At 72.7% G+C, this 12,077-nt stretch carries 13 protein-coding genes; 5 read left to right on the plus strand and 8 right to left on the minus strand.

From position 1 onward, the window contains the following. Positions 1 to 75 precede the first annotated feature (75 nt). From QNO09_RS14220 to QNO09_RS14235, 4 genes are all read left to right on the plus strand, one after another. The gene (locus QNO09_RS14220; RefSeq protein ID WP_283970523.1) at positions 76 to 1,419 is read left to right on the plus strand and encodes a hemolysin family protein; all 1,344 of its coding nucleotides are present in this window, start codon (positions 76 to 78) and stop codon (positions 1,417 to 1,419) included. Continuing rightward, positions 1,416 to 2,438 carry a CNNM domain-containing protein gene (locus QNO09_RS14225; RefSeq protein WP_283970524.1) on the plus strand — a complete coding sequence of 341 codons (1,023 nt, stop codon included), beginning with the start codon at positions 1,416 to 1,418 and terminating at the stop codon, positions 2,436 to 2,438. Before QNO09_RS14220 ends, QNO09_RS14225 begins: the two co-directional genes overlap by 4 nt. 388 nt (positions 2,439 to 2,826) lie before the next feature. Continuing rightward, on the plus strand, positions 2,827 to 3,057 hold the full coding sequence (locus QNO09_RS14230; RefSeq protein WP_283970525.1) for a hypothetical protein: 231 nt from the start codon (positions 2,827 to 2,829) through the stop codon (positions 3,055 to 3,057). 224 nt (positions 3,058 to 3,281) lie between these two features. Beyond that, positions 3,282 to 3,452 carry a hypothetical protein gene (locus QNO09_RS14235; protein WP_283970526.1) on the plus strand — a complete coding sequence of 57 codons (171 nt, stop codon included), beginning with the start codon at positions 3,282 to 3,284 and terminating at the stop codon, positions 3,450 to 3,452. Between the two features lie 69 nt (positions 3,453 to 3,521). On the opposite strand, the gene QNO09_RS14240 is transcribed toward QNO09_RS14235, so the two are convergent. The 7 genes from QNO09_RS14240 to QNO09_RS14265 form a co-directional block, all read right to left on the minus strand. After that, the gene (locus tag QNO09_RS14240) at positions 3,522 to 3,857 is read right to left on the minus strand and encodes a DUF3140 domain-containing protein (RefSeq protein WP_283970527.1); all 336 of its coding nucleotides are present in this window, start codon (positions 3,855 to 3,857) and stop codon (positions 3,522 to 3,524) included. A gap of 6 nt (positions 3,858 to 3,863) precedes the next feature. Beyond that, the gene (locus tag QNO09_RS14245; RefSeq protein ID WP_283970528.1) at positions 3,864 to 4,094 is read right to left on the minus strand and encodes a hypervirulence associated TUDOR domain-containing protein; all 231 of its coding nucleotides are present in this window, start codon (positions 4,092 to 4,094) and stop codon (positions 3,864 to 3,866) included. 224 nt (positions 4,095 to 4,318) lie between these two features. Further along, on the minus strand, positions 4,319 to 5,380 hold the full coding sequence (locus QNO09_RS14250) for an N-acetylmuramoyl-L-alanine amidase (RefSeq protein WP_283970529.1): 1,062 nt from the start codon (positions 5,378 to 5,380) through the stop codon (positions 4,319 to 4,321). Positions 5,381 to 5,687: 307 nt separating this feature from the next. Next, complete coding sequence (locus tag QNO09_RS39935; RefSeq protein WP_451520316.1) at positions 5,688 to 5,894, minus strand: hypothetical protein; 207 nt, start codon at positions 5,892 to 5,894, stop codon at positions 5,688 to 5,690. Between the two features lie 193 nt (positions 5,895 to 6,087). Next, positions 6,088 to 6,975, minus strand: a complete 888-nt coding sequence (locus QNO09_RS14255) for an NAD(P)-dependent oxidoreductase (RefSeq protein WP_283970530.1) — start codon at positions 6,973 to 6,975, stop codon at positions 6,088 to 6,090. 169 nt (positions 6,976 to 7,144) lie between these two features. Beyond that, on the minus strand, positions 7,145 to 7,981 hold the full coding sequence (locus QNO09_RS14260; RefSeq protein WP_283970531.1) for a thioesterase II family protein: 837 nt from the start codon (positions 7,979 to 7,981) through the stop codon (positions 7,145 to 7,147). Continuing rightward, on the minus strand, positions 7,924 to 8,316 hold the full coding sequence (locus QNO09_RS14265) for an NADPH-dependent FMN reductase (RefSeq protein WP_283970532.1): 393 nt from the start codon (positions 8,314 to 8,316) through the stop codon (positions 7,924 to 7,926). Before QNO09_RS14265 ends, QNO09_RS14260 begins: the two co-directional genes overlap by 58 nt. Before the next feature lie 174 nt (positions 8,317 to 8,490). Here QNO09_RS14265 and QNO09_RS14270 point away from each other — a divergent pair, with 174 nt between their 5' ends. Then, a complete protein-coding gene (locus QNO09_RS14270) occupies positions 8,491 to 11,748 on the plus strand; it encodes an AfsR/SARP family transcriptional regulator (RefSeq protein WP_283970533.1) in 3,258 nt (1,085 codons plus the stop codon). A 32-nt stretch (positions 11,749 to 11,780) separates the two neighbouring features. Here the strand turns inward: QNO09_RS14270 and QNO09_RS14275 are convergent, their stop codons facing one another. Beyond that, positions 11,781 to 12,074, minus strand: coding sequence for a putative quinol monooxygenase (locus QNO09_RS14275; protein ID WP_283970534.1), 294 nt, complete (start codon positions 12,072 to 12,074; stop codon positions 11,781 to 11,783). Positions 12,075 to 12,077 lie beyond the last annotated feature (3 nt).

Genomic DNA, 12,077 nt, shown 5'->3' on the forward strand with positions numbered 1-12,077 from the left:
GGACCCTCCGGGGCACAGTCCCCGACCATCCCGCCACGACATGAGTGACCGCGGCACCCGGCGGGGTGGTGTTCGATGAGTGCCGCCGAGGCCTTGCTGGGCCTGCTCGCCGTGTTCGTGCTGACCGCCGGCACCGGCTACTTCGTCGCCCAGGAGTTCGCCTACGTCTCCGCCGACCGGCTCACCCTCGCGCGCGAGGCCGAAGCCGGGGACCGCGGGGCCGCCCGCGCCCTCAAGGTGCTGGAGCGGCTGTCGTTCATGCTGTCCGGCGCGCAGCTCGGCATCACCGTCACCGGGCTGGTGGTCGGCTTCATCGCCGAACCGTCCGTGTCGGCGCTGCTCAGGCCCGCCCTGACGGGGTTCGGCCTGCCCGACGCGGCCGTCGGCGGCATCGCCGTCGCCCTCGCCTTCGTGCTGGCCACGGTCGTGCAGATGGTGCTGGGTGAACTCGCCCCGAAGAACCTCGCGATCGCCGTGCCCGAGCGGCTGGCGAAGGCACTGGCCCCGTCCACACTGGCGTATCTGAAAGTCGTCGGCCCTGTCGTGAGGATCTTCGACAGCGCGGCCGACCGGCTGCTGCGCAGGGCCGGGATCGAGCCCGTCGAGGAGCTGCACCACGGCGCCACGCTGGAGGAGCTGGGTCACCTCATCGGCGAGTCCCACGAGCGGGGTGAGCTGCCCGAGGACACGGCCGCGCTGCTGGACCACGCGCTGGAGTTCTCCGAGCGCGCCCTCGACGAGGTGATGGTGCCGCGCGTCGACGCCGTGTTCATCCGCAAGGACGCCGGCGCCGAGGAGGCGGTCGGCCTGATCGCCCGGCACGGCCACTCCAACTACCCGGTGCTCGGCGACCACCCGGACGACATCGTGGGTGTGCTGGGCGTGCGCGAACTGATGGCGCTGCCCGCCGCCCGGATGGCCGGTGCGCGGGCCGGTGACGTGGCCCGGCGGCCGCTGCTCCTGCCGGACACGCTCGCGCTGCCCGACGCGGTGGCGCGAATGCGGGAGCAGGACGACGAGTTCGCGGTCGTCCTCGACGAGCACGGCGGCGTGGCGGGCATCGTCACGTACGAGGACATCGCCGAGGAGCTGGTCGGCGACATCGCCGACGAGTCCGACCAGGTCACCGTGCTGGCCGTCGCGGACGGCGACGGCTGGCTGGTGGACGCCGGCCGCCGGGTCGACGAGGTGGCCGAGGCGACCGGTGTCCGGCTGCCGGAGGACGAGGACTACGACACCGTGGCCGGCCTGGTCGTGGACCGGCTGGGCCGCTTCCCGACGGTCGGCGACCGGGTCACGGTCGAACTGCCCGGGGGCGGCCGGGCCGTGATCGACGTCCGCACGCTGGACCGGCACGTGGCCGACCGCGTCCGGATCAGCCCGCTCGTACGGGCCGAGGAAGCCGAGGAGATGGCGTGAGTTTCCCGATGGCGGTCTTCGTGACCGTGCTGCTGCTGATCGGCAGCGGCTTCTTCGTGGCGGCCGAGTTCGCGCTGGTCGCCGCCAAGCGGCACCGCATGGAGAAGGCGGCGGCCGAGGGGCGGCGCGGTGCCGGGGCCGCGCTGGCCGGGATGCGCGAGCTGTCGCTGATGCTGGCCGGCGCCCAGCTCGGCATCACCGTGTGCACGCTGGGCCTGGGCTCGGTGTCCAAGCCGGCGATCTCGCACGAACTCGATCCGCTGCTGCACACCCTGGGCCTGCCCGGTGCCGTGAGCTACGGCGTCGCCTTCGCCGTGGCCATGGTCGTGGTGGTGTTCCTGCACATGGTGGTCGGCGAGATGGCCCCCAAGTCCTGGGCCATCGCCCACCCCGAGCGGTCGGCGATGCTGTTGTCGCCGGCCTTCCGGGCCGTGGTGCGGGTCGTACGTCCCGTGATCCGGCTGCTCAACTGGGTCAGCAACGCCCTGGTACGGCTGTGCCGGGTGGCCCCGCGCGACGAGCTGGCCTCGGTCCACAACCGGGAGCAGCTGACGCACCTGGTGGAGGAGTCGGAGCGGCTGGGACTGATCAGCGCGACCGATTCGGAGCTGCTGACCCGCTCGCTGACCGAGCCGGAGACACCGGTCGCCGCGCTGCGGATCCCCGCCGCCGAGATCACCTGGGCCGAGGGCGGCGCGGATCTCGACGCGCTGCTGCGCTTCGCCGCCGAACACGACCGCACCCGGCTGCTGGTCCGGGAGAACGGCGTCGTCCTCGGCTCGGTTCACGCCCGGGACGCCCTGGTGGCCCGGGCCCGGGGCCGGGACACGACCGCGCGGGACCTCGCCCGGCCGGTGCCCGAACTGGCGGAGACCGCCACGGTCGCCGACGCGATCGAGGTGCTGCGCCGCCGCCGGTCGTCCCTGGCCGTGGTCCGCGACGGCTCGGGACGGCTCACCGGTCTGGTCACCCTGGACGACCTGCTGGCCCGTCTGATGCAGCCGGACGCGGCGGCCTGACGCCGACGGGGCCGGAACATCCAGCACATCTGCACACCGCGTGCCGGGAGGCGGCGGGGCGCCCGGCCCGCCGCCGAATCCGAGGGTCGCCATGGGAACTTGGCGGGGAAGTGCCCGCTTCGCGAATCGGGGCGCAACCCTTCGGCGGCCGTCCGGGCGACGGGCTGTGTGAAGGAGTGGGCGCATCCGGTGACCTCGTGGTCACAGCGGTGAAGGCGGTCGCGGAACCCGGCCGCACGGCGCCGGTGGGCGGTTGGTCCTCCTCCCCGGGGAGTGCTTTGATCCTCCGCACGGCGGGAGCGGCCGGGGCGGGATCCAGGTCCCCGGATTCCGGCGTCACCCCGTGCTCACCGCCACTGCGAGACATTCACGCGAAGGGAAACACCCCATGAACCTCACCTCTCGGGTCGACACCGCCGAGCTCTCCGACGCCGACCTGGACACCGTCGCCGGCGGCAACGCGGGCGGCGTCGGTGTCTCCGCGGACCTCGCGGGCGGCCTCTCCGCCGGCCTGGTCGGACCCCTGACCGGCGAGGCGTGCGCCACCGTGCAGGCGGTCCTCTCGCCGGAGGGCGCCGCCGCGGGCGCGCACGCGGGCGTCCACACGACGTCGCTCTGACGACATCGGCACCGAAGGGCCCCGGGAAGCGATTCCCGGGGCCCTTCGGGTGCGCCCGGCAGGCGTCGGCCGTGGGTTGCGGACGTGGGTCGCTGACGTGGGGGATTCGCGAAGCACGTGAAGGAAATCGGGACACCACGGGGGTGGGTAACGCGGTGGGAGGCCGTGACGCAGACTTACTCGGACCCTTCAGATCCCGACTGCAAAGCGATAGGAACACCACTGTGACACCCGACTCGCCCCGGACCGGAGAGCTGCCGATCTACGAGAGCCTCATACGCGAACGAGGTGATGTCGTCGAGGAGACCCGTGTGGTGGCCGAGGAGACGCAGCACCAGATGAGCCAGGCCCTGAGCGGCGTCGCCCCGGCCCCGCAGGAGACCGGCGCGCTGTGATCCCCGGGGGCCGACGGATCTCCCCCGACCACGGACCTCCTCCAGGGGGCGCTCCCGGCGGCCGGGTCCTCACCCGCCGAGCGGGTCGTGGCCCCAGTTCATGAGGGAGTGCCGCCACCGCGTGTCCCGTACGTCCCCGGAGGGCCGCTGGGCCAGGTGTCGGCGGACATAGCCGACGACCTTGCGCATGTGCCGGTAGTCGTCGTCCGTGAGGTCGCCCTTGTCGGCCCGCAGGATCGCCACGATCCGCCGGCCGGAGGCGTGCCCGGTGGACTCGCCCCCGTCCTGATGCTGCCCGGCGCTCCGTGACGCGTCGGACGCCAGCCACTTCTCCAGACCGGCCGGTGTCATGTTCACCAGCTCACGGAAGTCGCTCCAGGTCTCCTCGCGCTCCTCGTCGTCCACGCCGCCTCACTTCTTCTTCGTGAGCGCGGACGGCTTGTGTACCGCGGTCCTGCCGGACTTCTCGCTGCGCACCTCGTACTGCGGGTCGTCCGGCGAGGCGTCGACCGTGCGGCCGGATGCCTCGGTCCGCTCCGTGATCTCCCTCTCCACCTCGCCCTCGGTGCGGCTGCCGTGACTGCTCCAGGTGACCTGGTCGCCCTTCTTCGGCTTCCCGCTGTCGCTGCGGCCCTTCGCCATGCCGGTGCTCCCTCGCGCAGACGCGTGCTGTCCCTCCAGCGTGCGGGCTCGGCGGTCAGGGCGCAGCTCAGCACCCACCTGCCCGGGTCGTGGCCGTGTGACGGAAGGCCCGCGCCATGCCGGGCTCCGTCACCCAGCGCAGGACCCGTGGTGCGGGCGGTGCCCGCCGCGAACGTGTGGTGCACGGGCCCCGGCCTGCCCGTGCCGAGGTGACGCCGGCGGCCTTACGGCTCCTTCCACACCAGCACGGTCAGTACGGCGCTCGCGACGGTGACCGGCACGACGGCCTGGTTGAGCAGCCGCACCCGCGCGCCCCGGCCCGACGCGATGCGCTTCGTCACCGGCAGGACGGCGTAGGTGCTGCCGCCCGTCCCGACGATCTCGTGGATCGGGTGGTCCGCGCGGAGCTGGTCCCCCTGGTACTCCGACATGCGCGCCTGGAGGACCGCGCCCGTCGGCAGACCGTCGATGTGGAGACTGAGGGTTCCGCTGAAGCGGGCCGGGCCTCGGACGAAGACACTTCCGCCGGTGGCGTGGTCGCCGGTCTCGTCGGTCCACTCCGCGGTGAACTCGACCGAGTCCCAGGCGCCGGGCGCGAGTCGATACTGCGCGGTGGCACCGAGGTTGACGTACTCGGGCATGGGGTCCTCTCCTTCCCACCGGCCCGCCGGACGGGCCAGGGCGTCGGCGACGTCACGGCGGAAGCCGGCCATGTCGAATCCGCGCGGATCGACCTTCCAGTCGCTCCATTCCAGGTGGCCGATGGCGCTTTTGGGGCCCCAGCCGTGTGCGCGGCAGATCGCGGCGGTGGCCTTGACCATGGCGACGTACTGGGCGGGCGGCCACGGGTCCCTGCCGTCGCCCTTGTTCTCGCACTCCCAGCCGTACAAGCGGGCGTTGCCGTCGACCGCGCCTCCCGAGCCGTCGTGTTCGTGCGTCGGGGGCGGATACGCGCCGTATGACTCGGTGATGACGGCGTTGAGCACGTCGCCGTCGCCGCCGCCGGCGTGATTGGCCCGGCCGTTGCCGACGAGGTGGACGACGCCGTCCTTGGTGATGCACCCGGTGGCGAGCGGGCCGGGCAGGGCGCTGTGGCCGTGGAAGATCAGTCTGACGACGTCCGTGCCGGGGCCGGTGACGGTGTGGTGGATCACCACACCGTGCACGGGACCCCAGGGGCCTTTGTGGTTGCGGTTGTTGGTGCGCCAGCCGGCGACCTCGTGAACGGCGCAGCCCTCGGCCTTCAACGCGGCGACGAGCCGGGCGGCGGTGAGCGGGGTGGCCATGAGTCAGTCCTCCGTTCCGGCGCGTGGGGGCCGGTCTGAAGACGGTCCGATCACAACTGGGGAGCGCGCCTGTTCGCGCGGCGTGCCCGATGTGGGGGTGGTGCTGATCTCGGAACGTGCTGATCTCGGAGCGAGCCTGGGGGGAGCGTGCGTCAGGCTCCCCCCATTCTCGCGCCGCTCACCTCGTCGCTCACCTCGCCGTACACAACGTCCGTGAAATCGGCGCGATTGCGACGCTGCGGCACCAGAGAGGGCGACGTCGGCCGGTACTTGGGGAAGGACTGGGCGCGGTGACGCGGCCGGGGTGTCAGGGGTTCGGCGGAGACTCGACCGGCGTCCGCGTATCCGGCGCCGACGACGATGGCGTCGTAGGGCTTGCCGTCGGCTGCGGCGGCAGACCCGTCGCGGTGACGGCACCGGCGGTGAGCGCGGTGGCGCCCGCCGTCTTCAGGAGCGTTCTTCTGGTGACACGTCCGTGGGCGCGAGAGGTCGTGCTGTCGCCGTTTACGGTCATGGAACACACCTTTCGCGAAGAGCGGGAATTGCGCGACGGAAAAGGCACGGAAGCGACGGACGCAAACGAGGGACGAAGGGCGCGGCCGATTCCGGGACGCCGGTGTTTCGGGCATGGGGAAAGGGCCGGTTCCGACGGGGGATTCGGAACCGGCCCCTTCGTCAGGGGGCGAAGCGAATACCGGGCCCGGTGCTCACTGGTTCGGGCGGCGGTAGGCCTTCACGACGCTGGCGTAGCTGTTCTTGGCGTGGCCCTGGGCGATGATGCCCTCCATCAGCGCCTCGGAGTACTTGGGCAGTTCGGTGTCGACGCCGAGCGCCTCGCTCTCCTCGACGAGGTGCTTGAGCGCGCCCAGGTGCGTCTCCAGGGTGGCGTCGTTGGCCGGGAACTTCTCGTCGCCGGCGTCGATCTGGGCGGCGTAGTCGGCCGTGAACATCTTGATGGCGTCGAGCCACATGTGGGCCCAGGGCAGGTACTCCTGGGCCTTGACGCCGCCGGTCTCCACGATGGCCACGCCGTGGAGGAAGCTGTTGAGGGCACCCCACATCAGACCGAGCAGCGACACGTCGAACAGGGCGGGCTTGCCGTGGTCGGTGCCGAGGTAGGTGGTGCCGCCCCCGAGGAGCTTGAGCACCGGCTCGTGGGCGTCGAAGACGGCCTGGTCACCGGCGTAGAAGAGGACGGAGGTCGCGGCGCCGATACCGGGCGGAGTGATCATGATGGCGCCGTCGAGGTACTGCGCGCCGTTCTTCTCCGCCCACTCGGCGGTCTGCCGGGCCTGCTCGGAGGAGCCGGTGGTCAGGTTGACGACGGTCTTGCCGCGCAGGGCGTCGCCGAGCGAGCCGATGACGTCGTGCACCACGTCGTACGTGGACACGCACACGACCACGAGGTCGCCGGCGGCGACGGCCTCGGCGGGGTTCGCGGCGAGGACCGCGCCGTCCGCGACGAGGCCGTCGGCCTTGTCCGCCGACCGGTTCCACACGGTCGTGGCACGACCCGCCTTCAGGAAGGCGGCGGCCAGGGCCTGCCCCATCAGGCCGAGGCCGAGCACCGACACCGAGGTGTGGTTGTCACCCATGAATGTGTTCCTCCAGTACGAAAGTGGTGTGCTGTACGGTCCGGCACGCGGGGCGGGCCGGTGAAAAGACGGTCCGACCTCGGTGTTGGCGAGGGCATTCAGGGAGAAGCCCTGGCTGTGCGCCCGCCGCCCACCACGTCAAGCGGTCCGAGAACCTTGAATTCCACGCCTACCCCGGTACGTCGAACGCCCGTGATGAGTCATGGCAGGCGTCGTTGCCCACCCGAGCGGCGCTCGCCGAGCGGACGCCGCGCAGTACCACCCCGGCCACGTCGTCGAGCCGCTGGTCCACATAGAAGTGGCCGCCGGGAAAGACCCGCACCTCGGTCTCGGCGTGGGTGAACGCCCGCCAGCCGGCCGCCTCCTCGACGGAGACGACCGGGTCGGCGTCGCCGCACAGCACGGTCACCGGCGTGTGCAGCGGCTCCCCGGGTGTCCAGGAGTACGCGGCGAGGGCCGCGTAGTCGGCTCGCAGGGCCGGCAGCACCATGTCCACCAGCTCCGGATCGTCGAGCAGGGCCACGCCGGTTCCCCCGAGCCGGCGTACGGCGGCCAGGATCGCGTCGTCGTTCGCCGGCACGTCGTGCGGACTGCGCCGCGGCCCCGGCGCTCCCCTGGCCGAAAGGAAGAGCCTGCGGGGTGGCCGGGCCCCGCGCCCTTCCAGGATGCGGGCGGTCTCGTAGGCGACCAGGGCGCCCATGCTGTGGCCGAAGAACGCGAAGGGCGTTCCGGTGTCCCCGGTCCCCCCGGCGCGGGCTTCGGCCTCCGCCTCGTCCTCCAGCTTTCGGGCGACGGTCGCGGCGAGTTCCCCGATGTCCGCCACCGGCGTCTCCAGTCGGCGGTCCTGCCGGCCGGGGTACTGCACCGCCCGCACCTCGACGTGCGGCCGGAGCAGCCGGGACAGCGGCTGGTACGCGCTGGCCGCGCCCCCGGCGTGCGGGAAGCAGATCAGCCTGAGAGCGTCGGGCTCGGGATCGCCGAAACGTCGGAACCACTGGCCGTCCATGACGCGTTGCGCTCCTGTCTGTTCACCTGGGGTATGGGGTAGCCGCGCTCCGCCCGGGCCCGGTGCAGCACACCGGCCCACCAGCTGAGGCGGTCGAACATCAGCCGGGCCGACAGGTCCCAGTCGTCGGAGGCGGCCGGCGAGCCGTCGGGCCCGAGACGCTCCCAGTAGTTGTGGAAGCTCAGCCAGGCCGTGGCGAGGTCTATGACGTCCACGTCGAAGTCGGGCCGCAACCGGGCCCGGGAGGCCAGCCATTCCGCCGCGACGTGTCCGAACCGGCCCTTCCTGATGCTGCCGATGATGATCGCCAGCCGCAGTCGTTCATTCTCGGCCACCTGCCCCCGCATTCCGCACCAGCGCCGAACCGCATTCCTCGGGGAACCCTGGCACATGCTTCTTCGGATTCGCTTCGGACGACTTCGGAAACGCTGCGGGGACGCCCTTCGGGACGGTGGCCGAGCCGTCTTCGTCACATCTCGCGCCTGTCGTCGGCCGGTTACGCTGAGATCATGGAATTCGGGGTGCTCGGGCCGCTGGAGGTGCGCACGGACGAGAGTCGTGTCGTGCGGGTACCCGAAGTCAAGGTGCGCATGCTCCTCGCCGGTCTGCTCGCCCAACAGGGGCAGGTCGTCCCGGCGGCGCGGCTCATCGAGGACCTGTGGGGCGGCTCGACGTTCACGGCACGGCCGACGGCGTCGCTCCAGGCCAAGGTCTCCCAATTACGGCGGGCCCTGGAGGACGCGGAGGCGGGCGGCCGCGAACTGGTCGCACACCGGCCGCCCGGATACGTCCTGGACGTCCCGGCCGGAGCGCTCGACGCCGGACGGTTCCGCGACCTGGTCGCCCGGGCCCGCTCCGGTGAGGACCCGGTGACGCGGGCGGCGCTGTACACCGAGGCCCTGGCGCTGTGGCGCGGCCCGGCCTTCGCCGAGTTCGCCGACCAGCCGTCCGTGCGGCCGACGGCGGCCGGCCTGGAGGAGGAGCGCCTGACGGCGGTGGAGGAACACGCCTCGGTGCGGCTGGAGTTGGGTGAGCACAGCCTGCTGGTGGGCGAGCTGACGGAGCTGGTGGAGCAGCATCCGCTGCGCGAGGGGCTGCGGGGCGCGCTGATGTGGGCGCTGTACCAGGCGGGGCGCTCCTCCGACGCGCTCGACTGCTTCAACGATCTGCGGCGCCGGCTCGACGAGGAGTTGGGGCTGACCCCCGGACCGTCCCTGGAGGCGCTGCAGCGGTCCATCCTGCGCCACGACCCGGTTCTGGCCCGGCCGGAGCCGCCCGCGGCGTCTGCCGCGGGGCTGCGGGCGGGGCCGGGCCCGACCGGTTCGGCCTCGCCCCTGGTGGGCCGCGAGCAGGACGTACGGGCGATCAGGGCGCTGCTCTTACAACGCCGCCTGGTGACGCTCACGGGCCCGGGCGGGGTCGGCAAGACCCGTCTCGCGCAGGCCACGGCGGAGAGTCTGGCGGGCGTGTTCGGCGAGGGCGTCTGGCTGGTGGAGCTCGCGGACGCCGGGGGCCTGGAACGGTTCGCCGGGGCGGATGCGCTGGCCGAGCAGGTCATGGCGACGCTGGGCATCCGGGAGAGCACCGCGGACGACCCCGCCAAAAGTCCGGCCGACCGCCTGGCGCACGCCCTGGCGGGCCGGCGGCTGCTGCTCGTGCTGGACAACTGCGAACACGTCGTGGAGGCCGTCGCGCACCTGGCCGGCCAGGTGCTGAGCCGGGCCGCACACCTGCACATTCTGACGACCAGCCAGGAACCTCTGCGCACCCGGGACGAGACGGTGTACCCGGTGGCGCCCCTGTCGCTGCCCCCCGAGGACCACCCGGACCTCGACGCGCTGACGAGCGCGGGGGCCGTACGCCTCTTCCTGGACCGGACCAGGGCGACGGACCCGGAGTTCGTGCTCGACACCACCACCGCCCCCCTGGTCGCCGATGTGTGCCGGCGTCTCGACGGCATCCCGCTCGCGTTGGAACTGGCCGCCACGCGGGTGCGATCGCTGGGCATCAGGGAACTGCACGACCGGCTCGACGACCGCTTCAAGGTGCTCAACAGCGGCTACCGCGACGCCCCTTCGCGCCACCGGACGCTGCAGGCCACCCTCGACTGGAGCTGGAGCCTGCTCGACGACCGCGAGCGGACCGTGCTGCGCCGGCTGTCGGTGTTCGCCGAGGGATGCGGTCTGCGGGCCGCCGAGGACGTGTGCTCCGGCGGCGGCGTGTCCCGCTCCGACGTCCTCGACGCGCTGAGTCTGCTCGTGGAACGCTCCCTGGCCGTCCGCACCGAGTGCCCGCAGGGTCCCCGCTACCGGCTGCTGGAGTCGGTCGCGGTCTACGCGCGTGACAAGCTCGCCGAGTCCGGTGAGCACGCCGAGACCGCCGCGCGGCACCTGCGCCACTGCGTCCGGCTCGCCGAGCGGGCCCGGCCGCATCTGCACGAGCGGGAGCAGTCCCGCTGGTTCCAGTACCTGGACCTGGAGGCGGCCAACGTGCAACGCGCCCTGGCCGAGGCCGACCGGGCCGGGGCCGCGCAGGAGGCACTGCGCCTGGTCAACTCACTGACCTGGTACTGGTATGTCCGTGGCCGTCTGGGCGAGGCCCGCAGGGCGCTGGCCACGGCCCTGGACACGCCGGGCGAGGCCGCGCCCGAGGAGCGCGTGGAGACGGTGTTCTGGTACACGGGCATCCGTCTGCTGCTCGGCGAGCACGACCGGGCGTGCGACACCCTGGAGGAGTACCCGCCCGGGTCGACCCTGGAGTCGACCAGGGCACAGTGGTTCCTGGCGCACGCGCAGTGGACGGTGGGGGCGCTGGCCATGGGCGAGCAGCGGGTCGAGCGCGTCCTGGTCCGCTTCCGCACCCTGCGCGACGCGTGGGGCACCGCCGCCGCGCTGACCACACGCGCCTGCTTCGCCCTGGCCCGCGGGGACTTGGAGTCGCTGCGCTCAAACGCCGAGGAAGCCCGCGCCCACTTCGCGGAACTGGGCGATCTGTGGGGCCGTCTGAAGACGACCGACGTGCTCGGCAGGCTCGCCGAGATCAACGGTGACTACGACCTGGCGGCCCAACTGCACCGGGAAGGCCTGCGGATCGCCCAGGCCCTGGAGACCTGGCCGGAGATGTCGACGAAGCTGTCGGGCCTCGGCAGGATCGCCCTGCTCACCCAGCGCTACGACGAGGCCGACGACCTGCACACGCGGGCCCTGCGCATCGCGGTCGGGCAGGGCAACCAGCCGGCCGAGCAGTTCGCCGCGCTGGGCCTCGCGCTGAGCGCCCGCCGCCAGGGCCGCCTGGACGCCGCCGAGGAGTGGCTGCGCCCCTGGCTCGCCTGGAACCGCCGCCGCGGTGACGGCCCGGGCCTCGCACTGGTCCTGGCCGAGCTGGGCTTCATCGCCGAACAGCGCGGCGACGCCGGCCGGGCCCTGGCCCACCACCGGGACGGCCTCGCCGCCGCCACCACGACCAAGGACCCCCGCTCGGTCGCCCTGGCCCTCGAAGGCCTGGCGGGCGCCTACTCCCTGGCAGGCTCCCCGGAACGCGCGGCCCGCCTCCTCGGCACGGCGGCGGCGGCCCGGGAGCGGGCCGGCGCCCCGCACCCCCGGGCGGAGCGGGGAGACGTGGAGCGCATCGCGGCCCGCCTGCGCGCCACCCTGGACGAGGCCGCGTACACACGCGCGTTCACGGCCGGCACCCGGCGCCACCACGAGGCCGAGGCCCTGGCGGAGTCGACGCCCCCGCAGCCGGGGACGGGTGGCGCGGACGGGTAGCCGTCGGTGCCCCGTCCCGCCGTCCGGCCCGGTCAGACGAGCGGATCCAGGAAGGTCAGCACGGAGGCGTCCTCCTCGATCAGCGGGGTGAGGGCGGCGTTGAACGGGCCGCCGTACGGGGCGTTCAGGTGCGCCTGGAAGGCGTCCTCGTCCCGGTACACCTCGAAGATCCAGAAGGCGCGCGGGTGGGCTGCCTTGGTGTAGACGTCGAAGGCGAGGTTGCCTTCCTCCTCGCGCACCTTCAGGGCGTAGTCCCCGATCATGCGGGCCACCTCGGCCTCCGCTCCCTCACGGGCGGTGAACTCGGCGAGCAGGGTCTTCTTCATGGT

Source organism: Streptomyces sp. 378 (assembly GCF_030124145.1).
Taxonomy (GTDB): Bacteria; Actinomycetota; Actinomycetes; order Streptomycetales; family Streptomycetaceae; genus Streptomyces.

Bases quoted from the DNA above. Each gene is read 5' to 3' on its own strand.
- QNO09_RS14245 (WP_283970528.1), bottom strand. From the start codon at position 4,094: ATGGCGAAGGGCCGCAGCGACAGCGGGAAGCCGAAGAAGGGCGACCAG.
- QNO09_RS14260 (WP_283970531.1), bottom strand. From the start codon at position 7,981: ATGGACGGCCAGTGGTTCCGACGTTTCGGCGATCCCGAGCCCGACGCT.
- QNO09_RS14250 (WP_283970529.1), bottom strand. From the start codon at position 5,380: ATGGCCACCCCGCTCACCGCCGCCCGGCTCGTCGCCGCGTTGAAGGCC.
- QNO09_RS14275 (WP_283970534.1), bottom strand. From the start codon at position 12,074: ATGAAGAAGACCCTGCTCGCCGAGTTCACCGCCCGTGAGGGAGCGGAG.
- QNO09_RS14270 (WP_283970533.1), top strand. From the start codon at position 8,491: ATGGAATTCGGGGTGCTCGGGCCGCTGGAGGTGCGCACGGACGAGAGT.
- QNO09_RS14230 (WP_283970525.1), top strand. From the start codon at position 2,827: ATGAACCTCACCTCTCGGGTCGACACCGCCGAGCTCTCCGACGCCGAC.
- QNO09_RS14255 (WP_283970530.1), bottom strand. From the start codon at position 6,975: ATGGGTGACAACCACACCTCGGTGTCGGTGCTCGGCCTCGGCCTGATG.
- QNO09_RS14220 (WP_283970523.1), top strand. From the start codon at position 76: ATGAGTGCCGCCGAGGCCTTGCTGGGCCTGCTCGCCGTGTTCGTGCTG.
- QNO09_RS39935 (WP_451520316.1), bottom strand. From the start codon at position 5,894: ATGACCGTAAACGGCGACAGCACGACCTCTCGCGCCCACGGACGTGTC.